General features: G+C 58.5%; 30 protein-coding genes and 2 pseudogenes. 20 read left to right on the top strand and 12 right to left on the bottom strand.

Going from position 1 to position 23,677, the window contains the following annotated elements; genetic code table 11:
• Positions 1–46: 46 nt before the first annotated feature.
• The gene (locus ACFWW4_RS18235; protein ID WP_411892166.1) at positions 47–1,084 is read right to left on the bottom strand and encodes a hypothetical protein; all 1,038 of its coding nucleotides are present in this window, start codon (positions 1,082–1,084) and stop codon (positions 47–49) included.
• A 179-nt stretch (positions 1,085–1,263) separates the two neighbouring features.
• Between ACFWW4_RS18235 and ACFWW4_RS18230 the strand changes: the two genes are divergently transcribed.
• Positions 1,264–1,641: a MerR family transcriptional regulator gene (locus ACFWW4_RS18230; RefSeq protein ID WP_393926049.1), complete on the top strand. Its 378-nt coding sequence runs from the start codon at positions 1,264–1,266 to the stop codon at positions 1,639–1,641.
• On the top strand, positions 1,634–2,626 hold the full coding sequence (locus ACFWW4_RS18225; protein WP_411892165.1) for an aldo/keto reductase: 993 nt from the start codon (positions 1,634–1,636) through the stop codon (positions 2,624–2,626). Before ACFWW4_RS18230 ends, ACFWW4_RS18225 begins: the two co-directional genes overlap by 8 nt.
• An 89-nt stretch (positions 2,627–2,715) precedes the next feature.
• Here ACFWW4_RS18225 and ACFWW4_RS18220 read toward each other — a convergent pair whose 3' ends face one another.
• Positions 2,716–3,867, bottom strand: a complete 1,152-nt coding sequence (locus ACFWW4_RS18220) for a sterol desaturase family protein (RefSeq protein WP_411892164.1) — start codon at positions 3,865–3,867, stop codon at positions 2,716–2,718.
• A gap of 282 nt (positions 3,868–4,149) precedes the next feature.
• Between ACFWW4_RS18220 and alr the strand changes: the two genes are divergently transcribed.
• The 10 genes from alr (at position 4,150) to ACFWW4_RS18170 (ending at position 11,939) form a co-directional block, all read left to right on the top strand.
• Positions 4,150–5,187, top strand: a complete 1,038-nt coding sequence (alr, locus tag ACFWW4_RS18215; protein WP_411892163.1) for an alanine racemase — start codon at positions 4,150–4,152, stop codon at positions 5,185–5,187.
• Positions 5,188–5,232: 45 nt separating this feature from the next.
• Positions 5,233–5,670 carry a paraquat-inducible protein A gene (locus ACFWW4_RS18210; RefSeq protein ID WP_411892162.1) on the top strand — a complete coding sequence of 146 codons (438 nt, stop codon included), beginning with the start codon at positions 5,233–5,235 and terminating at the stop codon, positions 5,668–5,670.
• Between the two features lie 58 nt (positions 5,671–5,728).
• Positions 5,729–7,093 carry a DNA repair protein RadA gene (gene radA / locus ACFWW4_RS18205; RefSeq protein ID WP_411892161.1) on the top strand — a complete coding sequence of 455 codons (1,365 nt, stop codon included), beginning with the start codon at positions 5,729–5,731 and terminating at the stop codon, positions 7,091–7,093.
• 22 nt (positions 7,094–7,115) lie between these two features.
• Positions 7,116–7,694: a CvpA family protein gene (locus ACFWW4_RS18200; protein ID WP_411892160.1), complete on the top strand. Its 579-nt coding sequence runs from the start codon at positions 7,116–7,118 to the stop codon at positions 7,692–7,694.
• A gap of 382 nt (positions 7,695–8,076) precedes the next feature.
• Positions 8,077–8,331 carry a LytTR family DNA-binding domain-containing protein gene (locus tag ACFWW4_RS18195; RefSeq protein ID WP_411892159.1) on the top strand — a complete coding sequence of 85 codons (255 nt, stop codon included), beginning with the start codon at positions 8,077–8,079 and terminating at the stop codon, positions 8,329–8,331.
• A gap of 136 nt (positions 8,332–8,467) precedes the next feature.
• On the top strand, positions 8,468–9,928 hold the full coding sequence (gene purF, locus ACFWW4_RS18190; RefSeq protein ID WP_411892217.1) for an amidophosphoribosyltransferase: 1,461 nt from the start codon (positions 8,468–8,470) through the stop codon (positions 9,926–9,928).
• Positions 9,925–10,332 carry an arsenate reductase (glutaredoxin) gene (gene arsC, locus ACFWW4_RS18185; protein WP_411892158.1) on the top strand — a complete coding sequence of 136 codons (408 nt, stop codon included), beginning with the start codon at positions 9,925–9,927 and terminating at the stop codon, positions 10,330–10,332. The genes purF and arsC overlap by 4 nt, the downstream gene beginning before the upstream one ends.
• A 119-nt stretch (positions 10,333–10,451) precedes the next feature.
• Positions 10,452–10,712, top strand: coding sequence for a hypothetical protein (locus ACFWW4_RS18180; protein WP_411892157.1), 261 nt, complete (start codon positions 10,452–10,454; stop codon positions 10,710–10,712).
• Between the two features lie 31 nt (positions 10,713–10,743).
• On the top strand, positions 10,744–11,385 hold the full coding sequence (locus ACFWW4_RS18175; RefSeq protein ID WP_411892156.1) for an SDR family NAD(P)-dependent oxidoreductase: 642 nt from the start codon (positions 10,744–10,746) through the stop codon (positions 11,383–11,385).
• Positions 11,382–11,939 (top strand): uridine kinase, encoded by a 558-nt coding sequence (locus ACFWW4_RS18170; protein WP_411892155.1) that lies wholly within the window; start codon positions 11,382–11,384, stop codon positions 11,937–11,939. The genes ACFWW4_RS18175 and ACFWW4_RS18170 overlap by 4 nt, the downstream gene beginning before the upstream one ends.
• A gap of 4 nt (positions 11,940–11,943) precedes the next feature.
• On the opposite strand, the gene ACFWW4_RS18165 is transcribed toward ACFWW4_RS18170, so the two are convergent.
• Positions 11,944–12,504 (bottom strand): TetR/AcrR family transcriptional regulator, encoded by a 561-nt coding sequence (locus ACFWW4_RS18165; protein WP_411892154.1) that lies wholly within the window; start codon positions 12,502–12,504, stop codon positions 11,944–11,946.
• 78 nt (positions 12,505–12,582) lie between these two features.
• Between ACFWW4_RS18165 and ACFWW4_RS18160 the strand changes: the two genes are divergently transcribed.
• From ACFWW4_RS18160 to ACFWW4_RS18145, 4 genes are all read left to right on the top strand, one after another.
• Entirely contained in the window at positions 12,583–12,969 is a 387-nt protein-coding gene (locus tag ACFWW4_RS18160) for a hypothetical protein (RefSeq protein ID WP_411892153.1), read from the top strand.
• A 54-nt stretch (positions 12,970–13,023) separates the two neighbouring features.
• Positions 13,024–13,809: a 5'/3'-nucleotidase SurE gene (surE, locus tag ACFWW4_RS18155; RefSeq protein WP_411892152.1), complete on the top strand. Its 786-nt coding sequence runs from the start codon at positions 13,024–13,026 to the stop codon at positions 13,807–13,809.
• A complete protein-coding gene (locus tag ACFWW4_RS18150) occupies positions 13,806–14,447 on the top strand; it encodes a protein-L-isoaspartate(D-aspartate) O-methyltransferase (RefSeq protein ID WP_411892151.1) in 642 nt (213 codons plus the stop codon). Before surE ends, ACFWW4_RS18150 begins: the two co-directional genes overlap by 4 nt.
• 62 nt (positions 14,448–14,509) lie before the next feature.
• The gene (locus ACFWW4_RS18145; RefSeq protein WP_411892150.1) at positions 14,510–15,712 is read left to right on the top strand and encodes a peptidoglycan DD-metalloendopeptidase family protein; all 1,203 of its coding nucleotides are present in this window, start codon (positions 14,510–14,512) and stop codon (positions 15,710–15,712) included.
• Between the two features lie 35 nt (positions 15,713–15,747).
• Here ACFWW4_RS18145 and ACFWW4_RS18140 read toward each other — a convergent pair whose 3' ends face one another.
• From ACFWW4_RS18140 to ACFWW4_RS18125, 4 genes are read right to left on the bottom strand one after another with little or no spacing between them, the layout of a single operon-like run.
• Entirely contained in the window at positions 15,748–16,590 is an 843-nt protein-coding gene (locus tag ACFWW4_RS18140; RefSeq protein ID WP_411892149.1) for an ATP-binding protein, read from the bottom strand.
• Positions 16,587–17,456, bottom strand: coding sequence for a twin-arginine translocase subunit TatC (gene tatC / locus ACFWW4_RS18135; RefSeq protein WP_393926015.1), 870 nt, complete (start codon positions 17,454–17,456; stop codon positions 16,587–16,589). Before tatC ends, ACFWW4_RS18140 begins: the two co-directional genes overlap by 4 nt.
• A complete protein-coding gene (tatB, locus tag ACFWW4_RS18130) occupies positions 17,453–17,857 on the bottom strand; it encodes a Sec-independent protein translocase protein TatB (protein WP_411892148.1) in 405 nt (134 codons plus the stop codon). Before tatB ends, tatC begins: the two co-directional genes overlap by 4 nt.
• Positions 17,858–17,880: 23 nt before the next feature.
• Positions 17,881–18,093, bottom strand: coding sequence for a twin-arginine translocase TatA/TatE family subunit (locus ACFWW4_RS18125; protein ID WP_411892147.1), 213 nt, complete (start codon positions 18,091–18,093; stop codon positions 17,881–17,883).
• A 204-nt stretch (positions 18,094–18,297) separates the two neighbouring features.
• On the opposite strand from ACFWW4_RS18125, the gene ACFWW4_RS18120 reads away from it, so the two are divergent.
• On the top strand, positions 18,298–18,984 hold the full coding sequence (locus ACFWW4_RS18120) for a helix-turn-helix transcriptional regulator (protein WP_411892146.1): 687 nt from the start codon (positions 18,298–18,300) through the stop codon (positions 18,982–18,984).
• Here the strand turns inward: ACFWW4_RS18120 and ACFWW4_RS18115 are convergent.
• The 3 genes from ACFWW4_RS18115 to dusA are packed head-to-tail and all read right to left on the bottom strand — an operon-like array spanning position 18,959 to position 21,510.
• A complete protein-coding gene (locus tag ACFWW4_RS18115; protein WP_411892145.1) occupies positions 18,959–19,696 on the bottom strand; it encodes a hypothetical protein in 738 nt (245 codons plus the stop codon). The genes ACFWW4_RS18120 and ACFWW4_RS18115 overlap by 26 nt on opposite strands.
• Positions 19,693–20,511 carry a sulfite exporter TauE/SafE family protein gene (locus ACFWW4_RS18110; protein WP_411892144.1) on the bottom strand — a complete coding sequence of 273 codons (819 nt, stop codon included), beginning with the start codon at positions 20,509–20,511 and terminating at the stop codon, positions 19,693–19,695. Before ACFWW4_RS18110 ends, ACFWW4_RS18115 begins: the two co-directional genes overlap by 4 nt.
• A gap of 12 nt (positions 20,512–20,523) precedes the next feature.
• Entirely contained in the window at positions 20,524–21,510 is a 987-nt protein-coding gene (gene dusA / locus ACFWW4_RS18105; RefSeq protein ID WP_411892143.1) for a tRNA dihydrouridine(20/20a) synthase DusA, read from the bottom strand.
• Between the two features lie 372 nt (positions 21,511–21,882).
• On the opposite strand from dusA, the gene ACFWW4_RS18100 reads away from it, so the two are divergent.
• The 3 genes and pseudogenes from ACFWW4_RS18100 to ACFWW4_RS18090 form a co-directional block, all read left to right on the top strand.
• Complete coding sequence (locus tag ACFWW4_RS18100) at positions 21,883–22,386, top strand: hypothetical protein (protein ID WP_411892142.1); 504 nt, start codon at positions 21,883–21,885, stop codon at positions 22,384–22,386.
• 111 nt (positions 22,387–22,497) lie between these two features.
• Complete coding sequence (locus ACFWW4_RS18095) at positions 22,498–22,704, top strand: tyrosine-type recombinase/integrase (protein WP_411892141.1); 207 nt, start codon at positions 22,498–22,500, stop codon at positions 22,702–22,704.
• A 100-nt stretch (positions 22,705–22,804) separates the two neighbouring features.
• Positions 22,805–22,984: pseudogene (locus ACFWW4_RS18090) on the top strand (DUF932 domain-containing protein); the annotation flags it as partial.
• A gap of 11 nt (positions 22,985–22,995) precedes the next feature.
• On the opposite strand, the pseudogene ACFWW4_RS18085 reads toward ACFWW4_RS18090, so the two are convergent.
• Positions 22,996–23,277, bottom strand: a pseudogene (locus tag ACFWW4_RS18085) (TRAP transporter small permease subunit); the annotation flags it as partial.
• A 15-nt stretch (positions 23,278–23,292) separates the two neighbouring features.
• Positions 23,293–23,460, bottom strand: coding sequence for a hypothetical protein (locus ACFWW4_RS18080; protein WP_411892140.1), 168 nt, complete (start codon positions 23,458–23,460; stop codon positions 23,293–23,295).
• Positions 23,461–23,677 lie beyond the last annotated feature (217 nt).

The following is a 23,677-nucleotide window of genomic DNA, read 5'->3' as shown; positions in this document are numbered from 1 at the left end:
AAGCCATGGCAACAGGGCGACGACAGCAGCTTCTCATGACATCGCGCTACATCTTCACTGGCGTCGCAAGAAATGGGATCGTCTTTTCGTAAAAGCTGAGCGGCGGTCGTGTATTCAGATCATCATACCATACCGTGCGGGGGTCCACACCATTCTTCAAAAAGAAATACTCGGTAATGAGCTGGGCCTGAGCCTCTACACGCAGATCAAAAAAACCTACCGTACCAGGTTTTTTGAGCATGTAGTTGTAGTCAAGAAAGGACGCGTTTGATCCGTCGTCCTCATGGGCGTTGCATTCCAGATACAACCTTAGATTTGACTTCGTGCCAAAGGCCTCTTTGATCTCGGCCTGGCGCCACATGAAATCGGACAACCGTTCATTCGGAAGCGGTTTCGCGTTGGCGAAAGACAGCGAAGGACCGGCATTGCTTGTCCCAAACGCGCCATTGACATGTGACTGCCGACTTTCGAATTCGTCCAGGGGTCCAACCGTTGTGAGGATGGGATCATAGGCCTCCTGCGACAGATACGACGCCTTGTCAGTAGCAATACGGGCACGCGCCCTGCTTTCGACCCCTATCAGACTATCACGCTTGTTATAAAGTTTTTGCAGAACCGAAGAATGGTACTGACGCAACGCAGCTTTTACAGCCGGTAGCTGGGTCCGTGGGGCCCTTTCCATCTCGTCTTTCAGCTGATCTGACCAATCAAGGATCGCAGCTTCAATTTGCCGTTGAACCATAATCGCGTGTTCGAGCCATGCATCATAAGCTTTCTGTTTGAAATGCGCATCTCGGTCCTTTTGCCCGCTGCAATACGCTGTTTTTTGGAATTGCCACGCATGGGCAACTTCATGAACCAGGGTTCCCTTCTGCTTCATCGTCCCCTTTGAGATGTCGTCGGCATAGTCGCCACCCAGCAGATAAATCATATTTTCGGATTGATATGATCGCGTTCTCTGGGGATCATCAGGATCGGTTTCAAAAATGCGGATCAGGTCATAATTCACAGCGCCATTGAAAACACGTTCGAGCAATTCGCGCTCGGCAATCTTCAGTTTACGGCCAGTGGACTGTTCCGCCATCTATTGCTCCTCAATTCTTTTATGTGACACGGCCAAATGCCCGGTCGTTACAATGATCGGACGCTAGTCAATTATGTATACGCTGGCAACAGACGCATGACTGATCGCACACCCTGATAACTTCGCTTGACCTGGAGTCGCTCCAATAGGCTACGCAAGACCCTCAAAGGAGAGACCCGATGCGAATCAACGAAGCCTCCGCCCGATCCGGCCTGACCCAGGACACCATCCGGTTCTACGAAAAATCCGGTATGCTGCCCCAGATCCGGCGCGACGGCCGTGGCTGGCGGGTGTTCAGCGCCGATGATGTCAACTGGCTCACCACGCTGGAACGGCTGCGCGCCACCGGCATGCCGCTGGATGACATCAAAAGCTTCGCAATTTCGGCCCATGCCCCCGATCAGAACGCACCGGAACAACGGGCGAAACGGCTTGACCTGTTGCAACGGCATGCCGTCACGCTGGCCCACCGCGAGGCTGAACTTCAGGCCTGCAAGCAATTCCTGAACCACAAAATCTCTCTCTACCGCACTTCATTGGAGACGACAAATGGCTGATTTCAAACATATTCCCGCAAAACCCACCCTTGGCCTTGGCTGCTGGGCCATCGGCGGCCCTTTCTTCATGGACGGCCGCGCCGTCGGCTGGGGCGAGATTGACGATAACGTCTCAAATGCGGCCATCGCAGCAGCGCTTGACCATGGAATCGCGCATTTCGACACCGCCCAGGCCTATGGCTGCGGGCATTCAGAAACCGTGCTGGGTGAGGCGCTGAAAAACCATCCCGACGTGGCCATCGCCACCAAGATCGGTCTGGAAATCAACACCGAAACCAAGCAGTTGATTGGCCCCATCAATGACCCCGAGGTGATCCGGCAGACCATCGACGCCTCACGCAAACGGCTGGGCCGCGACCGGATCGACCTTGTTCTGCACCACAACAACGAACTCCCTGTGGAAGAGGCGCAGCCGACCTTCGACATGCTCGCCACGCTTTATGATCAGGGCATCATCGGGGCCTATGGCTGGTCCACGGACTTCCCCGACAGCGCCCGCGCCTTTGCCGACCACCCAGGTTTCACAGCGGTGGAACATGCGATGAATGTCCTGAAACCCGCTAGCCATATCGTGCCCGTCATCGAAGATCTGAACCTGCTCTCCCTGATCCGCTCCCCCCTCGCCATGGGGGTCCTTGGCGGCAAATACGACGCCAAGACGCAATTCAGCAAGGATGAAGTCCGTGGCAGCAACCCCGGCTGGCAGGACTATTTCAAGGACGGCAAGATCACCGATGCCTATCTGGCGCAACTCAACGCCACGCGCGACATCCTCACCTCGGGCGGACGGACGCTCGCCCAAGGGGCGCTCGCCTGGCTCTGGGCGCGCACGCCCAACGCCGTGCCCATCCCTGGCTTCCGCACACCCGAACAGGTCAACGATCTTTGCGGCGCGCTCGCCAAGGGACCGCTGACGCAAGCGCAAATGGAAGAGATCGAAACCATCCTCGACCGGCCAGAAGAAGGGCCGCCAAAAGCGAGTTAGGGTAGGACACGGCCCCAATGTCTGACACAGACATTGGGATCAAATCCTCTTCGAGGATTTGAAGGCAGACTTTCGCCGAAAGTCTGCTTCTACTCCGCCGGTTCCTTCTTCTCCGACTTCAGAAACGGATAGACAAACTGCCGCCAATACCCGCGCGGCACGGTATCGCCCACAACCCCGTAATTCTCCGGCCACTCCGTTTCCGGCAAATGATGCGTCCCGAACAACCAGTCGTAAATCGGGAAATGGCTGGCATAGTTGATATCAATGGCGGCCCGGTCAGATCCGTGGTGCCAGTGGTGAAAGCGCGGGGTGACAAAGAACCGCTCAAGAAAGCCCAGCTTCCAGCCGATATTGGCGTGGATGAAGCTGGAGTAGAAATAGACGATCAGCAGATAGGCCTGAATGGCCGCCGGATCGAACCCAAGGGTAAACATCGGCACCGCCGTCAGGCCACGCAGCACAGCGATCTCCACGAAATGCATGCGGGCGCCCGCCAGCCAATCCATCTTTTTCGTCGAATGATGGATTGCATGAAAGCGCCATAACAAAGGAAACGTATGGAAGGCGCGATGCACCCAGTACTGCACAAAATCCGTGGCCATCATGATGATCACCACCTGCAACCAGAACGGCAGATTGACGATGTAGATACGCACATCATCCAGTGGGATCTGCGCGTTCACATAATTGGACGGGGCCAGCGTGATGAAACCCAGCACCTGCACCAGCATCGAACTAACAAGATAGTAGAACATGTCCTCCTGCCATTCGGCACGGAACACCGTCTGGTCGCCCCGGGCCGGGAAAAACCGCTCCAACGGGACAAAAAGAAACCCGACAACCAGTACGTTGATGATGAAGTAATCAAGGCCGAAATAGAAACTCTGCGGCGCGTCTGACGCGATCTGCGGCTGCGTCGTGGCCATCAGAGATGCGACGACCGACATCGCCAGCGCCGTCCAGCCCAGCGATTTGTGCCGGCTTAAGATCAGGCTGAGCAGCGACAGCGCATATCCCGACAACAACACGAAACGCAGGAAAGCCGTGACAACACCGCTATCCTGAATAAACGCGATTTCGGGATAGGAAAACGTTTCCGGAAACCAGCGCAGCAACACGATCAGAAAGCCTGCAATGGACGCCAACAGTGCCAGCGAACCCGACAGCCAACCACTGCCCAAAGGGCGCTGATCGCGGGGCGTTTCCAACTGCGTGATGACTTTTTTCAGAATACCCAAATCAACCTCGTCAATATCTCGGATGCTCTTAAAGAAGAACATTCCGGCAAGAAGAAGGACTTTCTTAACGAACAGGCACCGAACGCCCCATTAATCCGCAAATTGTGCCAAACTTGCCATACGCAAGTCCGACGTTTGTCCGACGCGATGCCGACAGCCAAAAACGCCGCAAAACAACAGGATTCATAATCATTGCAAGGATATCACTGTTGCGCCCGCAGAAAACGGCGCGCGGCCCGTTAACCTCTTGCCGCCCTGTCCTGCCCCTGCCAAAAGGTGCGCATGAGTACCGGACGCCTGACTATCGACCTTGACGCCGTCGTCGCCAACTGGCGCGCTTTGGACGGCATGACCAATTGCAAGACCGCCGCCGTGGTCAAGGCCGACGGCTATGGTCTGGGCGGGGCCAATGTGGCCAAGGCGCTGTTCAAGGCAGGCGTGCGCCAGTTCTTCGTCGCCGTTGCGGAAGAGGCCGTGGCGATCCGCGAGGAACTGGGAGAAAAGCCAGATATATCAGTGTTTTCCGGGCATATGAAAGGCGACACGGATCTGATCCGCGAGCTGAAACTGACGCCCATGATCAACTCGGTCGATCAGCTGACGCATCATTTCGAAACCCTGCCAGGGCATCCATTCGGCATCCAGCTTGATACCGGCATGAACCGGCTGGGCATGGAAGCACAGGAATGGGCGGCCATCGCTGAACTGGCACTGGCCCAGAACCCCACACTGGTCATGTCACATCTGGCCTGTGCGGACGAACCTGACCATCCGATGAACGCCTACCAGCTTGATAACTTTAAACAATTGACCGACGGGATCAGCGCACCCCGCTCGCTTGCCGCAACCGGCGGCATCCTCCTCGGCCCGAATTATCATTTCGACCTGACCCGCCCCGGCATCGGCCTTTATGGCGGCCTCCCGTTTGAGCAGGCAACACCAACCATCGAACTGGACCTGCCGGTCATTCAGGTTCGCGATGTGGCCGAAGGCGAAGTTGTCGGATACGGCAATAGCTGGCAGGCGGAACGCCCGTCAAAAATCGCAACCGTATCAGGTGGTTACGCTGATGGCATCTTTCGTATGCTGTCAGACAAGGCCACCCTTTACCATGGCGATATCCCCTGCAAACTGGTCGGGCGGGTTTCCATGGACCTGCTGACAATTGACGTAACCGACCTGCCCGAGACACCGACAAAACTGACACTGATCGGCCCGCAACAGAGTGTTGACGATCTGGCAAACCAAGCCAGAACAATCGGTTACGAGGTGCTGACCCAGCTTGGCGCACGCTACAATCGCAAGACCTTTGGCAAATAAGGCGCGCCGCCCTTACATGGCCCTAAGGTTTCATTAAGGGTCCCCATGTTAAATATTCTGCGTATCGCGAACCTCTCGCTACTGATCCTGTTTCCCATCGCGTGGTTTGCCCCATTGATGCGCGCAGGTCTGCTACCGCTCTTTGGTCTGAACGAAATCAGCGTGATCACCGGCATGCAGGCGCTATGGGAAAGTGACGTGGCTCTTGCCCTTCTGGTCACCGCTTTTGCGCTCTTTGCGCCCTATCTCAAAACCATTGGCCTCGCGCTGATCCACTTCAACCTATTGAGACGAAAGGCTTTACCGGCACTCTCCTGGCTCGGCAAACTGGCTATGGCCGATGTCTTCCTCGTCGCGCTCTACATCGTGGTCGTCAAGGGCATTGGCATCGGAAAGGTCGAAACCGCCTGGGGCCTTTACCTTTTCACTGCCTGCATCCTGGCCTCTATCGTGATCTCAACCCTGACCGCCAAAAAGACGTAGGGTGGAGTTCCACCCCACCGCCCTTGCCCTGCCGCCGCAATTGGTCCAAAAGGTGAACATGGCCAAAGATCTTACTTTTTCCTGTAATGAATGCGGCGCAAGTTTTGGCAAATGGTCCGGGCGCTGCGACGGCTGTGGCGCGTGGAATTCGATCACCGAAGACAAGGCGCTGTCGTCCGGCCCCAAAGGCAAAACACTGGGCGGGGCACGCGGGAAAGCCATCACGCTGACCGACCTTGAAACCCAGGAGAAGGAACCACCCCGGACCGAAGCAGGCGTCGGCGAATTGGACCGCGTCTTGGGCGGCGGCCTTGTCAAAGCCTCTGCCCTACTCGTCGGCGGCGATCCGGGCATCGGCAAGTCCACCCTGCTCCTTCAGGCCGCTGCAAGATTTGCCCGTAACGGTCTGAAAGTCATATATATTTCCGGCGAGGAATCCAATGCCCAGGTCCAGATGCGCGCCCGCCGTCTGGGGCTTGAAAAAAGTCCGGTCATGCTCGCCTCCGAAACCAACCTGCGTGATATCCTGACAACGCTGGAGGCTGAAAAACCCGACCTCGCCATCATCGACTCGATCCAGACGATGTGGGCGGACAATGTCGACAGCGCCCCGGGCAGCGTGTCACAGGTCCGCTCATCCGCCCATGAACTGACCACCTTTGCCAAACGCAACGGCATGTCTGTCATCATGGTCGGACATGTGACCAAAGATGGCACAATCGCCGGCCCGCGCGTTGTCGAACACATGGTCGACACCGTCCTTTATTTCGAAGGCGAACGCGGCCATCAGTTTCGTATCCTGCGCAGCGTCAAGAACCGGTTTGGCCCAGCGGACGAAATCGGTGTCTTCGAGATGACCGGTAAAGGGCTGGCAGAAGTCAAGAATCCCTCTGCCCTGTTCCTGTCAGAACGCGGCACCCCTGCCCCCGGGTCGGTGGTCTTCGCGGGCATCGAAGGCACAAGGACCATGCTGTGCGAGATCCAGGCACTTGTGGCACCTTCGCCACACAGCCAACCCCGCCGCAGCGTCGTCGGATGGGATGGCGGACGGCTTGCCATGATCCTCGCGGTGCTCGAATCCCGCTGTGGTGTGCCCTTCACCGGATTGGACGTTTATCTCAATGTAGCAGGGGGTTTGCGCATCTCTGAACCTGCCGCAGACCTCGCCGTCGCGGCGGCCCTTGTCTCTGCGCGGGAAGACGCCGCTTTGCCGGCAGAGGCCGTCATTTTCGGGGAAATCAGCCTATCGGGCGCGCTGCGTCCGGTGGTTCAAACCGAAAATAGATTGAAAGAGGCCCAGAAACTTGGTTTTACCTCTGCGATCATACCGCAACAGGCGAAACAGCCAGCGGTGACCGGTCTGGGTCTGCGCAACGCGACCGACCTTGCCGGATTTGTTGAAGAGGTATTTGGCGCACGTTAGCGTCATCGGCAGGAGACGGACCATGGAAGGCTTCACACTCGTCGACGCAGGCGTCGCGGTCATTATCGTACTCTCGGGCGTACTGGCCTACAGCCGGGGGTTTGTGCGCGAGGCGATGGCAATTTTGGGTTGGATCGGTGCCACCATCGTGGCCTTCATCTTTGCCGATCAGGTTGAACCACTAGTGCGGCAGGTGCCGATCATTGGTGATTTCATCGGTGACAGCTGCGAATTGGCCATTATTGCTGCGTTTGCTGCCGTTTTCGCGGTGGCCTTGGTTGTCGTCTCGATCTTCACACCGCTGTTTTCCAGCGTGGTGCAGCGGTCTGCCCTTGGTGGGGTCGATCAGGCGCTTGGCTTCCTGTTTGGCGTGTTCCGTGGCATCCTGCTGGTCGCTGTGGCCTTCTTTGTCTACGACACCGTATTTGCCAGCCAAGAGGTGGCCATCATCGACGACAGCCGCTCGGCCCGTGTCTTTGCCCAGCTGACGGGCCAGATCGAAGAACAAAACCCCGAACAGGCGCTTGGCTGGATCACTGAACAGTATCAACAGCTGGTCGGAACATGTGGCGCACCAGCCGACACCGCGCCAACCGAATAATCAAAGACATCTGACAGAATGAAGGCCGCGACACTTTTGTGCGCGGCCTTTGCTTTATTCTACCGTCATCGTACCGCTCGATGGCGATTGACATAGGCATACCATGCCAACCCTGTGCCGGTCAGTCCCGCCATCAGCCAAAACCCTTGCAGCGGCGCGTCGGCAAAGAACACCGCATTCATGCGTCTGCCCGGCAAGAAGGTGAACAGGCCCGCCACATTCGTGCAACTGCTGGAGCTGTTTGGCGTCGTGACATTGATCGCGGGCGTCGTTGAAATTGGCAGCTTTATGTTGCGGACCGGTCCGGGAACAGGCGCAACTGCGCCACCCACTGTTCTGGCCCGACTGCCACTGGAACAGCGCGGCGCTCTGATAGCGCTCAGTGCCGAAGACCACGACCGCCGGGACAGAGCTGGTTCTGATGCGCCTGTCGGACGCGATGGCGGAGGTCGGCCAGACGCAGGGCCTGCAAGTGCATCGATCCCATTGGGTGGCTCTGGATCAGGTCGTCAAAGTGATCCGCATCCGCGACGGTGGTGAATTGACACTGTCGGATGGCAGCACCCGCCCGATCAGCCGGGGTTTCATGCCTGCGGTGCGGGCCGCAGGGCTGCTACCCAAAGGGCGCGGCGCCTAAGGAACGCCCGTTATCGGGACGAAACAGTGTTTCCCTGCCGCTGGTCATGATCGTTTGGTGACAGCACGCCCCCGACCCGCTAAGACCGGGGCAGACCAGTGCAAACGGATTCGGAGCTGCCCCCTTGTCCACCCAGATGCCCCCCGCCCATCCATTTGACGACGATAAATTACGAGAGGAATGTGGCGTTTTCGGCGTTGTGGGCGTCACCGATGCGGCCAACTTCGTGGCCCTAGGTTTGCACGCCCTGCAACATCGCGGGCAAGAGGCAGGCGGGATCGTCACCCATGACGCCGAGACCGGTTTCAATCAGGCCCGCCGCATGGGGCTGGTGCGCGACAACTTCACCAGCGCCGATACGATGCAGATCCTGCCGGGAACGATCGGCATCGGGCACGTGCGCTATTCCACCGCAGGCTCAAAGGGGCAGACCGCCATCCGCGACGTGCAGCCTTTCTTTGGCGAGTTTTCCATGGGCGGGGCCGCGATTGCCCATAACGGTAATATCACCAACGCCATGTCGCTGCGGCGGGAGTTGATTGAACGTGGCTCGATCTTTCAAAGCTCTTCGGACAGCGAATGCATCATCCATCTGATGGCCCGTTCCATGGGGCGCACCATCCCTGACCGGATGGAAGAGGCACTGCGCAAGGTCGAAGGCGCGTTTTCCATTGTCGCCATGACACGCACCAAGCTGATCGGCTGCCGCGACCCCTTGGGCGTGCGTCCGCTGGTGCTGGGCAAAATCGGCGACGGCTGGGCGCTGGCGTCCGAGACATGCGCCTTGGACATCATCGGGGCCGAATTCGTCCGCGAAATCAAACCGGGCGAGATGGTGGTGATCACTGCTGAGAAGGGTGTGGAAAGCCACTTCCCCTTCCGCCCGAACCGCGCCCGGTTCTGCATTTTCGAGCATGTTTATTTCAGCCGCCCGGACAGTATCCTTGGTGGCCGCTCCGTCTACGAAACACGCGAAAACATCGGGCGGGAACTGGCAAAAGAAGCACCCGTAGACGCCGATCTCGTCTGCCCCGTCCCTGACAGCGGCACGCCTGCGGCCATCGGCTATTCGTTGCAATCGGGCATCCCCTACGCCATGGGCATCATCCGCAACCAGTATATGGGCCGCACCTTTATTGAGCCGACCGAACAGATTCGCAACATGGGTGTGCGTCTGAAACTGAACGTCAACCGGGCGCTCATCAAGGGCAAGCGGGTCATCCTTGTCGATGATAGCGTCGTGCGCGGAACCACCAGCCGCAAGATCAAGGAAATGATCCTGGATGCGGGTGCGGCAGAGGTCCATTTCCGCATCGCGTCACCCCCAACGGCATGGCCCTGTTTCTACGGGGTGGACACACCGCAGCGGGAGAAACTGCTCGCCGCCACGATGTCAGAAGAAGAGATGCAGACGCATCTGGGCGTGGACAGCCTGAAATTCATCAGCCTCGACGGGCTTTATCGTGCCGTGGGCGAGGCAAAGGGTCGCGACAAGAACGCGCCGGCCTATTGCGACGCTTGCTTCTCGGGTGAATACCCGGTGGCCCCGTCCGATATGATCGAGCAGGGGTTCCAGGCAAAGACAGCGGCGGAATGACCACGGTTATCCACCACAACCCGGATTGCGGTACATCCCGCAATGTGCTGGCTATCATTCGTGCGTCGGGCACGGAACCCGTCATCATCGAATACCTCAAAACCAGCTGGACCCGGCCGCAATTGCAAGCGCTTTTCGCTGCCGCCGGCCTGACCCCACGCGCCGCGCTGCGCACATCGAAATCGCCAGCAGAAGAGCTGGGCCTGCTTGATCCTACCGTCAGCGACGACGCACTGTTGGATGCGATGGTCGCTCATCCGATCCTCGTCAACCGGCCGATTGTCTGCACGCCGAAGGGTGTTGCCCTGTGCCGACCGTCCGAGGCTGTGCTGCCGCTTTTGGAGAAACCACTGACTGAACCGGTCTACAAAGAAGACGGCGAGCCCCTGTTCACGCCAATTTGACCGGATTAGGGCAGGAATGCGACTGAATACCTCACGTCATGCCCATATTGTTGCCTGTTTATTAACAAGAGCATCTGGCATGACACCGCTCAAACAAGAACCTGAGCGGTATTCACCAGATGACAGAAACGACACCGGCCCATGTGGCCGCCAAGGCAACGATTGCCGATGCCATTGATCTGAGCCAATTGACCCTGATTGGGGTGATGCAGGCCCATGATGGGCCTGCAGCCCTGCTGCGCTCGCCTCGCGGTCGGATCGAGCGTGTCCAGATGGGGGCGCGTGCGTTCGGCTATACCGTGGCCGCTGTTGGCGACAGGCAGGTCCAACTGACCGACCGGCGCGGCACAGTGTATTCGCTGACGCTTACGACCTCTTGACCTTGCCAGCGGTTCGGCACATGTCCGGGCCATGACACAGACTGCATTGATCACCGGCGCCTCGCGCGGTTTAGGCGCGGCCCTGGCCAAGGCGCTTGCCCCCACACATCACATCATCGCCGTTGGCAAAACCGTCGGTGCGCTGGAAGATCTGGATGACGCCATTCAGGCCGCTGGCGGACAGGCCACCCTGGCCCCCATGGATATCACCATTGATGCGGCCATGCAGCAGTTATGCCGCGGCATCTTTGATCGCTGGGGCAAGCTGGATGTGTGGTTGCATGCGGCTGTTCATGCAGCCCCGTTGGCCCCTGCGGGTCATATCGGCCCCAAGGATCTGGCAAAGTCGATCAGCGTGAACATCGACGCCACCGCGCGCCTGATCAGCTATGTCGCCCCGCTTTTGGGCCAGACCGGACAGGCCGTGTTCTTTGACGATCCACGCGGAGGAGAGCAGTTCTTTGGTGCCTATGGTGCGACAAAAGCGGCGCAAATCGCGCTTGCCCGCTCCTGGCAGGCTGAGACAACCAAGACAGGCCCCAAAGTGCACATTCTAACCCCGGCGCCCATGCCAACGGCCACACGGGCCCGGTTTTACCCCGGCGAAGATCGCGCAGCGCTCACTGATCCAAATGCAGAGGCTGCCCGGCTTTTGCCTGTCATTCTGGGATGAGCAACCCGCCCCTGCAGGTCATCGCTGATCAAATCATGGCAGCGGAGCGGCCCAAGGGTATGGTTACGCGGATCGTCGGCATTGACGGATGCGGCGGTTCTGGCAAGTCGACCTTGGCCCGAAATCTGGCCAAGCGTCTTGCGGCGCCGGTGATCCACACAGATGATTTTGCCACACCCGAAACGCCACTGGACTGGTATGGCCGTTTCATGGCGCAAGTGATCAATCCCTTACGCCAGAACAAGCCAGCCAGATATCAAAGATATGCCTGGGGGAAGCATGCATTGGCAGAATGGCATGACGTTCCCGCCGGCGGAACGGTCATTATCGAAGGGGTCAGCGCAACGCGCGCCCAATTTCGGCCTGCATTAACATTTTGCCTTTATGTAGAAACACCGCGCGACATCCGACTGCAACGCGGATTGGCACGGGACGGGGCAGAAGCGTTAACGCTTTGGCAGAGTTGGCAGGAGGAGGAGGATCAATATCTGGCGGAAGAAGACCCCGCCACCCACGCGGATATGATCATTGATGGCACATGTCCGGTCGCGTGAGTCGCTATGTTTTTTGCAATTCTCTGACCATGCTGACGAAGCGCATTAACGTTTTGAGAGGATCAACGTCAGAATGCATCGACAATTGTTCCAGCCCCAAATGGGCGGCGTAGAACAAGGCTGGCAATTCGGGCGTATCCACATCCATATCGGCCAGGCAGTCCGCAACAAAGGCCAGTCGCTGCGCATCAACCCGCGCCACCGCCGCGCCCGCCGGGGTAAAGGTGCGACCCCAGGCACGCAATGCAGCCTCGGCACCGGCTCCGCCTTGCGCCTCATGCGGCATATTGGCAGCCTGCGCCAGTGCCTCCAACCGTGGCAGACCACGCGGCAGTTCCTCCAGCCGCGCAATGATGCGATGGGTCGCTGCGTCTTCCCAATAGGTAAGCATGGATGTCTGCAGCTCCGGCAAATCCTTGAAATGCCAATAAAATGAACCTTTTGTCGTCTTAAGCTCACGCGCAATCGGTTCAACCCGTAGCCCCTCGGGGCCCTTGAGCGCCAGCGCGCGAAAGCCCGCATTGATCCATTCCTGTCGCCCAAGGCGTTGCTTTCTTTGTACCATTCAAAAACCATACGCACCCGTATTGACATCGGCAAGCCATCACGCAACCATACGCATACGTATGGAAAGGATTTAATGATGAACATTCCCCTTACAATCGCCGGTGCAATCATGGTTCTGACCACGGCGGTCCATATTTTCGCGGGTGGCCCCGAATATCACGATGCCTACCAGACCGTGCTGCCAACAGCCCATCTCGCGTCAATGGCGGCGGTGTTGTGGCACGCGATCACAATCAACCTGATTGTCTTTGCGGTTGCGTATTTCTGGCTGGCGCAGCATCCATCCCGCCCGCTGATGATCGCGCTTGCCGCAATGCAAATCGGCTGGATCGGGCTGTTTCTTTTCTATGGAACAACCATGCTCGGCTCACTCTGGCCGATGCCGCAATGGGTTATCTTTGCGGCGACAGTGTTGCTGACGATCTATGGTGCCCGGCAACGTGACGTTGCCCTTGTAACCTGACTTGCCGCGCCCCGCCCCCTCGCTTAGGAACAAACCAACAGCGAAGGGGCGGTTATGCGCATTCTCATCACCAATGACGACGGTATCAACGCCCCCGGGCTGCAGGTTCTGACTGACATCGCCCATGAAGTTGCCGGCGCCAATGGTGAGGTGTGGACAGTTGCGCCGGCCTTCGAACAATCCGGCGTCGGCCACTGCATCAGCTACACCCACCCCACCATGATCGTGCAGCTTGAAGACCGCCGCTTTGCCGCAGAAGGCTCTCCGGCTGATTGCGTCATCGCGGGTTTGTACGATGTGATGAAAGACAACCCGCCCGACCTGATCCTTTCCGGCGTGAACCGGGGCAACAACGCAGCAGAGAATACGCTTTATTCTGGTACGATTGGCGCGTGTATCGAAGGTGCGCTGCAAGGCGTGCGGTCAATTGCCTTGTCGCAATTCTATGGCCCCGGCAATGCCGATCTGGATAACCCGTTTGAGGCTGCGGCGCACCATGGCGTGGCGACAGTGCGCGCACTGATGGATGATGCGCTGTGGGATGATGCAGACTACAAGGTGTTCTACAACGTGAATTTCCCGCCCGTGCCGGGGGCCGACGTCAAAGGTATGGCGGCCACAACACAAGGGTTTCGATTAAATACGCGCTTCCGGGCGGAAGCGCAGACATCGCCCACCGGGCGCAAGTTTCTCTGGGTGCGCGGCGGACCGCAGCACGAACCTACAGCGCCGGGAACAGATGCTGCGGCCAACCTTGATGGGTATATCTCGGTCACGCCGATGCGGGCGGACCTGACGGATTATGATATGGTTGCGACGCTTGAGGATGTGCTGAAGTGACCTTTGACGGCCCCACCAAGATGCAGTTCCTTTATGCCCTGCGCAGCAAGGGCGTGACGGATACGCGCGTGCTGACAGCTATGGAACAGGTAGACCGCGCCGATTATGTGAAGGGCACCTTCGCCGACCGAGCATATGAGGATATGCCCCTGCCCATTGCCTGCGGGCAAACGATCAGCCAGCCCTCAGTTGTCGGGCTGATGACACAGGCCTTGCGGATCAGCCCGCGTGACAAGGTGCTAGAGATCGGCACGGGCTCCGGCTACCAGGCCGCCATCCTCAGCAAATTGGCGCGGCGGGTTTATACCGTGGATCGGTATCGGCGTCTTGTTCATGCAGCCCGCGCGGTGTTTGAGGCGCATGACATCACGAATATTACCACTTTCACCGCCGATGGCAGCCACGGGTTTACGGAACAGGCCCCCTTTGACCGGATCCTTGTGACGGCCGCAGCAGAGGATCCACCTGGTCCATTGTTGGCACAATTGCGGGTTGGCGGTATCATGGTGCTTCCGGTCGGACAGTCGGACGCCGTGCAAAGCCTTATCCGCGTCACACGGCTCGAAAATGGTTACGAATACGACGAATTACGGCCTGTTCGCTTTGTTCCCTTGCTAGAAGGGCTCGGAACAGACTAAAAAGGCACAAGATATAGTACGACCCCGGCAACAAGGGGCGACTTGGCAAGAGGAGCGGTATGATGTCCCAGCAGCGGACCCCAGCACGACGTGTATTGATGGCAGGTGTGGCACTGGCCGCACTTGGTGCCTGTAACGAACCTTTCGATTTCGATCTGCGCGACAATGCCAACGGCTTTGATACAAGCCGGGCGGTGCAGGACCTGCCCGGGCGGCCACGGCCGGATGATCGAGGTATTATCTCGTACCCCAACTATCAGGTAGTTGTAGCCCAGCAGGATGACACAATCCGTGGCATCGCGATCCGGCTTGGTCTCGATGCGAATGAACTGGCGACCTATAATGGGATTGAGCCTGATGTGATCCTCCGGCGGGACGAGATCATCGCCCTGCCCCAGCGTGTTGCAGACCCATCAGCCGCAACCGGTGCTGTCACCGGTCAGCCGCTGGATGTATCCGCCATTGCGACAGGCGCGCTTGATCGTGCGGATGCGACCAATACGGTCACGACCACACCACTTGATCCGGCGTCTCCTGTTACAACGCCGATTGCAGCACCAGCGCCTGCAGCACCGGCAGGTGCGGAACCCATCCGACATCAGGTTGTACGCGGCGAAACGGTCTTTGCGATTTCAAGGCTTTATAATGTGCCCGTTCGTAGCATCGCTGAATGGAACGGGCTGGACGCGGAATTTACAGTACGTGAAGGGCAATTCCTTCTGATCCCGCAGGCTGGCGCCGTACCTGTGGCAGCAGCACCGCAGGAAGTGACCGCACCGGGCGTCGGGACGCAAACACCAGTGCCGCCAAGCGCGGCTGCCCCATTACCCGCCGAGACACCATCGGTGCCACTGCCAGCATCGGCTACTCCAGACACACCAGATATCGGTGCCACCACGCCAGCATCATCATCTGATGCCCGGTTCAGCCGCCCGGTTGAAGGTAGCATTATCCGGGCCTACGCGCCCGGTCGAAATGAAGGGATCGACATTGGTGCACCGGCCGGCACCAATGTTAAAGCGGCGGACGCTGGTAGCGTCGCCGCAGTGACCAACAATACCAGCGGCGTGGCGATTGTCGTGATCAAGCACAGCGACGGGCTACTGACGGTCTATACCAATATCGACAGCCTGACGGTCTCGAAGGGTGACACCGTGACACGCGGCCAAACGATCGGCAAAGTACGCGCCGGTGATCCGTCATACCTGCATTTCGAAGTCAGGCGCGGCCTGCAAAGTGTCGATCCAGCTGATTATCTGCCCTGACAGACGCCACACCGTAAGATGGGTTTAAACCCATCTTACGACAGTTGAACGCCGCGCCTCCCGGCAAGGTCGATAAAGTATTGCCACGCCACGCGTCCGGAGCGGCTGCCGCGTGTGGCCTGCCATTCGATCGCCTCTACCTTCAGGGTCGCGTCATCAATTGCGACCCCATACGCATCGCAATAACCGCGGATCATCGCCAGATATTCATCCTGATCGCAGGGATGAAAGCCAAGCCACAGGCCAAAGCGATCTGACAACGACACCTTCTCTTCAACTGCTTCGGAAGGCGAAATCGCCGTTGAACGTTCATTCTCGATCATATCGCGTGGCATCAAATGGCGACGGTTTGATGTGGCATAAAGCACCACGTTCTCCGGGCGGCCCTCAATCCCGCCATCCAGCACGGCCTTGAGTGATTTGTAGTGCGCATCATCATGCCCGAATGACAGGTCATCACAAAACAGGATGAAACGCGCATCAGCCCCGCGCAGCAGATTCAGGCAGCGCCCGATGGTCGGCAGATCCTCGCGTTGGACCTCGACAATCTTCAGCTGCGGATGGTCGGTGGAAAGAGCGCCATGCACTGCTTTGACAAGGCTGGACTTTCCCATCCCCCGCGCGCCCCAGAGAAGCGCGTTATTCGCGGGCAACCCACGCGCAAACTGTGCAGTGTTTGCCATCAATGTATCACGAGACCGGTCTACACCAACCAAAAGCCCCACATCCACGCGGTTCACCCGTGCGACGGGTTCCAACCGGTCCGGATCGGGGTGCCAGACAAAAGCGCACGCTTGGGAAAAGTCCGGCGCGGGCGCCGGTGGTGCACTCATCCGCTCCAGCGCATCAGCGATCCGGCGCAACGCCTTTTTGGTCACGCTTTGGTATCCTCGTCATCCATGGCGGCTTCGCCATGCAGATCGTCATCCCACAGCCCTTCGGCGCGCAATTTGGCTTCACGCTGGCGCTCCACCCTGGCCACCAATTGGATCGACACTTCGTAAAGACCATAGACTACAACGAACAGAATAACCTGCGAGATCACATCAGGCGGTGTCGCAAGGGCGGCAACGATCAGAATGCCCACGACCGCGTATTTCCGTGTGCCGCGCAGACCGCGTGCCGATACAAGCCCCGCCTTGCCCATCAAGGTCAGCAGGACAGGCAGTTGGAAGCAAAGCCCGAATGCGACGATGAATTTAATGGTCAGGTTGAGATAGGCCTTGGCCGACCCCTGAAACAGGATACCGGCGGCCTGTGTGCTGCCTTCGGTCCCGCTGACCAGGCTGCCGGGTTGCTGAAAGCCCAGGAAAAAACCAAAGGCCAGTGGCGTGATCACATAATAGGCAAAAGCCGCGCCCAGAAAGAACATGAAAGGCGATGCGATCAAGAATGGTAGAAACGCCCCCTTCTCGCTTTTGTAAAGGCCCGGGGCGACGAACCGCCATAATTGATAGGAGATAAACGGGAAGCCAAGAACCAGACCGCCCAATAGCGAGATGGAAATCGCAACAAAGAAACCTTCTTCAAGCGCGATGAACTGCAGGTCACATTCCTGTCCGCGGGCCGCCAATGCGTCGCACAAAGGAAAGGTCAGGAAATTGAAAACCGGGTTCCAGACCGTGAAACAGATCACCATGCCAACGATAAAGGCGAGGACCGACCGGATCAGCCGGGTCCGCAGTTCCGTCAGGTGCTCGAGCAGCGGGGCAGAGCTGTCATCAATTTCATCGGTGGCGCTCATGTGTCCGCCTCGGGCTTGGCTGCGGGGGCTGCTTCGGTCTCTCCTGCCTTACGCTCAATGGGTGCCTTGGCGATGGCTTCGCTCATCTTTTCCTTGGCGGCCTGACGTTCCTCGGACAGCGCCTGTGTCGCGGGGCCCTTGGTCATGCCAGTGGCTTCCTTGATCTTGTCCACGCCGAACTGCTGCGGGTTTGCCGCGGCCTTGATCGTGTTGGATACATCCTTGACCCCGGCTTCATCCGCCGCTGCCTCCATCGCCCGCGAGAACTCGCGCGCCATACCACGGGCCTTGCCAGTGAACTGGCCCAACGCACGGAACATGCCCGGCAGGTCCTTTGGCCCGATCACGATCAGGGCCACGATGCCGATCAGCACCATCTCACTCATGCCAAGGCCAAACATCAGGTGCGGTCCTTTTCAGGCAATCAGGCTTTGTCTTTTTCTTCTTCGGGCGTGACATCCTTGGCGCTGGCCATGCTGTCATCAATCTCTTTCTTGCCATCATCCACCCCCTTCTTGAAGGCGGTGATCCCTTTTCCGACTTCGCCCATAAGGCTAGAAATCTTGCCGCGCCCAAACAGGACCAGCACCACAACCGCGATCAGTAGAAGGCCAGGAAGGCCGATATTGTTGAGCATCTCATTCTCCTTTGGCGGAGGTCTGTTCCGCACGGATTGACTGTCTGGCTCACAAATAGGGCCGTATTGCGGTCAATGGAAGCACCAAATCGGACAAACCTCATGCCACAATGTCCTTTTTCATAAGGGATTTTGTAATATCGTGACAAAAACTTGTCAGTTGTCAGAAAATTGGCAAAACTCTCTCGAATCGAAAGGATTTTCATGCGACGCGCCGACCGCCTCATGCAGCTGGTTCAGATCCTGCGTGACGGGAGCTTGCACAAGGCTGCCGATCTGGCCGCAGCGACGCAGGTCTCCCTGCGGACCATCTATCGCGATATGGAAACGCTCGCGGCGTCCGGCGTGCCTATCGAAGGCGAACGGGGTATCGGCTACCGGGTCATTGCGGCGATCACCCTGCCCCCGTTGAACCTCACCATGACGGAGGTCGAAGCACTGCATCTGGGCCTGAGCGCGGTCGGACACAGCGATGATACCGAACTATCAGCAGCGGCCCGTGCCCTGTCGGCCAAGCTGGACGCGGTGATGCCAGAAGACCGCAGCCGCGCCCCGGCAAGTTATGGCTTTGCCGTTTATCCGTTTGCCGACGCCGCCCGCGGGTTTCAGCATCTTCCTGTGATCCGGCAGGCCATACGCACCCGCCAGAAACTTGAGGTGGTCCTGAACGATCAACACCTGACGGTGCGCCCGTTGCAATTGGATTACTGGGGCCGCCTTTGGACCTGTGTTGTCTGGTGCGAGACCAGCAAGGAATTTGACGATATTCGCGTCGATCAGATTGCGAAGATGCGCATTCTGCCTAGCCTGTTCGTCGATGAACCTGGCAAATCCTTGACGGATTACAACACGCGACGGAGCGCCGCTAAAGCCAGTCCACCGGTGAAATGACCGGCCTGAAATAGGCGATCATGCGGGGCATCATGGTGCGCGTTTCCCCCCAGGAGGCGACGCCGTGCAACAGGTGCCGGTGTAACAAGACGACCTGCCCAGGCGCGACCGCGAGAGGCTGCCTGTGACACGCGGCAAAAACCGTGCGACGGGTCTGCTGATACACATCCGTCACGTCAATATCGCCCCAATGCTCAGGTTCGACCCCGGCGAATTTCGCCCGAAATGCCGATTGCATAATCGCATGGCTCCCACGCCAAACGACCAGCGGGCTGGCCGTCACCGTATTGAGGGGCAAGCCTGCGACAAACCCATGTGGTTCACGCAGATGTCTTCTGCGATCCGGCCCTTCCGGCAGCAAACCGTCTACATGTGCCGCATCCCTGTCGCGCCGATATCGATGTGCGGCTTCGCTTTCATCGGCATCACGCTGTGGATAGCCGGGAAACACCACCGATAATTGGGCGCGGTGCCACTCTGCCGGCCGATTAATATGATCAAGCCAGCTTCCGGCCAGCGGAATGCCGGATATTGACCCGTCGGGGGCATTAGGCAGTGCATCAACGCCGACAAACCATGTACCTCCATGTCGCCGCTCACCCGGACCATTTAGAACGCTATGCGCAACCTCGTGCGCTGCTTGTGCCCAGCGCAGAACAGTATCCTCCACCGGAAATACGATATAGCCATCCCGCACAAGGGATGGCGTCATAGTCCGACCGCCTGCCGCAGCATGTTCAAGGCAACCAATGTCAGAAAAATCCCGAATATTTTTCGCAACGGCTGCGGATCCATCCTATGCGCCAGGGTGGCGCCCCATGGTGTGGTTATCAGCGTCATGGCCACCACTAAGGCGAAGGCAAGCAGGTTGACTGACCCAAATGTGAAAGGGGGCGCATCGGGGATGTCGACCATGAGAAAGGCAAGAACGGAGGGAACGGCAATGATCACGCCGAAACCCGATGCGGTCGCAACGGCCTTGTGCATGGGCACATTGTACAAGGTCATGACGGGAACCCCGAACGACCCACCCCCGATCCCCATCAAAACAGACAGAAAACCCACCACGGGTGACAAGACAGCACGTGTGATGCCCGTCGGCATGCGCCGCCCGAGCCGCCAGTGACTTTGCCCGAAAATCATATAGACACCGACTACGGCCACCAGAATGCCAAAGATCATTTGCAGCGCGGCCGATCTGAGCAGGGACGCAACAAAGACTCCCGCCAACGCGCCGATGACAATGCCAATGGCCCAGGTCCTGAGGATCGACCAATCCACCGCCCCTTTTCGGTCATGTGCAAACACCGATCTGAGCGAGGTGACAATGATCGTTGCCAGCGATGTCGCTAGGCAAAGCTGCATCAGTTGTGGACTGTCATATCCCAATGCGCTGAAGGCATAAAAGAACGCCAGAACAAGAACGATGCCGCCGCCAACGCCCAGTAGCCCTGCCAGAATGCCGGCGATGGCACCGATGACCAGAAGCATCGCGCCCATGGTCAGCAAAAGCATCATGTCTTCCATCAACGGGATCCTTTAAGCAGCCAGAGCGGTGATCTGACGCAACGCCTGAACCACGACCTCTGCCCCCGCGCCATCCGCATGCGCATTTTCAGAAAGGTAGCGGCGCCAGGCCCGCGCGCCGGGTCGCCCTTGAAACAACCCCAGCATATGACGGGTGATCTGATGCAGACGCCCTCCGGTCGCAATGTGGTCTTCGATGTAAGGCAACATCAGAGCCGCCACATCCTCAGCCGATCGATCCATCGGATCCCCGAAAATGCGGGCGTCGGCATCGCGCAGGATATCCGTCGGCGCATGGTATGCCGCGCGCCCGATCATCACACCGTCCAAACCCTGGGACAGAAACGCCTCGGCGGCATCAAGACTTGCGATACCTCCATTGATCGACAGATGTAGATGCGGGAAAAGACCCTTTATTTTTAGGACCAGGTCATAATCCAGCGGCGGAATATCGCGATTTTCCTTTGGCGACAGACCCTGCAACCAGGCCTTGCGGGCGTGGATCGCAAAGCGGTCGACCCCGGCTGCACTGACGCGCGACAAAAAATCAGGCAGCACCTGATGTGGATCTTGATCGTCAACCCCAATCCGGCATTTGACGGTGACAGGAATGTCCACCGCAGCGATCATCGCCGCACAGCAGCGGGCTACGAGGTCCGGGTCCTCCATCAGGACCGCGCCAAAGCTACCCGACTGCACACGGTCAGAGGGACAGCCGCAATTCAGGTTAACCTCATCATAGCCATAATCCGCTGCAATTCGGGCGGCTTCGGCCAATTGCGCCGGGTCGGATCCGCCAAGTTGCAAGGCAACAGGATGCTCTGCCGGATCAAAGCCCAAAAGCCGATCGCGATCCCCGTGGATCACCGCGGGTGCGGTCACCATTTCAGTATAGAGCAAGCAGTGGCGCGACATCAGGCGATGCAGATACCGGCAATGACTGTCCGTCCAATCCATCATAGGGGCAATAGAAAGTCTAGCGTGTTGATTTAATTTCATTTTTTTCAAACAATTGCGGGGCAAAGTTGCTGCGCTGGAATAAGCCACAATATCCCCCGATTTGCCCCTTTTCGACGACTCATTGCACACTAAGCGCACAGAACATAGCCACTATAAGCAAGCTTCCCTCCGGTGGATACCGGGTCCAGGTCAGACGCAAGGGCCGCTGGCCGTGCTGCGACCTTTCACCGTCGTGACGACGCCCACAAATGGGCCGGTTAGGCGGAGACACGTGTCGATCAGGGCCTGTCACCTACAAGCGCGTCCGCCGCCCGCCTTGCGACGTTTGGCGATATCATTGACCTGCATATAGACGACATGTGCGCGGTTGGGAAACCACCCCGCAGAAGTAAAGCCGCGACCCTGGCCACGATGAAGAACGACCTCGGCAAGGAGCGCATTGGCCATATCGATCGCGCGATGCTGATCGAGTATGGTCGCTGGCGTGCCAAGAAAGGGGCCGGTCCCGTGACGCTTGGCATCGATATCGGTGTGATCAAGATGATCATCACGCACGCTGAAGCCGTGCACGGGCTCGGTATCTCTTCGGAACCGGTTGACCTCGCCCGCATTACCTTGAAGCGGCTGGGTCTGATTGGCAAAGGCACGGAACGCGACAGACAGCTGACAAGGGACGAACTGAACCGCCTGTTCCGCTGCTTCGATGACAACGCTCGCCTGACCCTACCGATGACACGGATCGTGAAGTTCGCCGTCGCGACCGCCATGCACCTCGATGAAATCTACCGCGTTGAATGGCGCGATCTGGATGTCAAACGTCGGATGCTCCCCATCCGGGATCGCAATGACCCGCGCAACAAGACCGGAACTGACCAGCGCATCCCGCTGTTTGATGCCACGGGATTCGATGCCTAGTCTCTTGTCATAGCGCAGGGCAAGCATCTGGGGAAGCTTGAGGGCAAGATATTCCCCTATCACTCTCGATCTGTTGGCACCGCCTTCCGGCGTGCTTGCATAGAAGTCACGGTGAAGGACCTGCATTTCCACGATTTGCGTCACGAGGGCACAAGCCGCATGTTTGAGGCGGGTTTCGCCATAGAACAAGTCTCTCTCGTAACGGGCCACAAGGATTGGAAAATGTTGCGCCGCTACACCCATATCCGGCCGGAAACGCTGCATCGCCTTCACGACGCGCGCCGCCCCTCCCCGTCCGACAATCTCGCGGTCGAGTGACCAGAGAGCGAGAGGCGTGCCGCCTGTTCCCGTGACGGGTTTGGAGGTCGAGAGAGAGGCTCCCGGCCGCCCGTCGCGGAGGTTTCCTCATGAATACCGAATTATCGATGCCCGTCCTGACGCCAGCGGCGGCTACAAGGTTGATGTGTCGCGCGGCTAGAATGTGGATCGCGTGTCGTCCGAATGGTTCTCGCACCCGGATGACGAGCGGTATCTATCTCTGGACGATTTGTTCGCCTCGGTGACGCAAAGCAGCAGAAACGACAGATTGAGAGCGGTCTTCAGGATCCAGAGATTGTGCAGACCGTTCGGGCTGTCCGAGCCTTCATCGGAAACGACCGAGGAAATCGCGTAGCCGAGCGTCACGTCCCAGCACAGGATCGCGAAAGGCAGAAGGCACCAGACCAGCGCGAAGACGTCGACCCGCGCCTTACGCCGCGCATCGAAGCGGTCATAGAAGATGTCGACACTGACATGACTGTTGGTGGTGACCGCATATGCGATACCTACAAGTACCGCCGCCCCGTAGAGCCACCACTGGAAATCGTCCAGCCAGGCCTGATTGTGACCCATCTGGCGCTGCACCAACTAGCAACAGATGGCAACCATCAGCACCGGAAAGAGCCAGGCAAAGGCATTCGCCATGTGCACCACGAGGCGGTCCATCGGCCCGTGCTCTGCACGGCCGATCTCGCCGGTGCCGGTGATGGCCACGGTCGGCTCTGGTCCGGGGGTCACGGTTTCGTCCTGTTGCATTTCTTACCTCTCCCCTTCGAAATCGCGGTGGCCGGCCCGGCGGGCTTTGGGTTGGACAGGCCCCGCAGGGCCTGCCTCGTTCTCAGTCGACACGCTCATCAGTTGCACGGACGCGGCAGGTATGCGGCGCGATCTGACGATCGACCAACCAGCCCAGCAGTGGCCCGGTTCCGTAGGCCGTATCGGCGATTAGCCGTTCTGGATGCAGATCGAACTT

The organism is Yoonia sp. SDW83-1 (assembly GCF_046762885.1).
In the GTDB taxonomy this organism is placed as follows: domain Bacteria; phylum Pseudomonadota; class Alphaproteobacteria; order Rhodobacterales; family Rhodobacteraceae; genus Yoonia.
The sequence above is the reverse complement of the archived record's forward strand: the minus strand, read 5'-3'. Positions and strand labels throughout refer to the sequence as shown.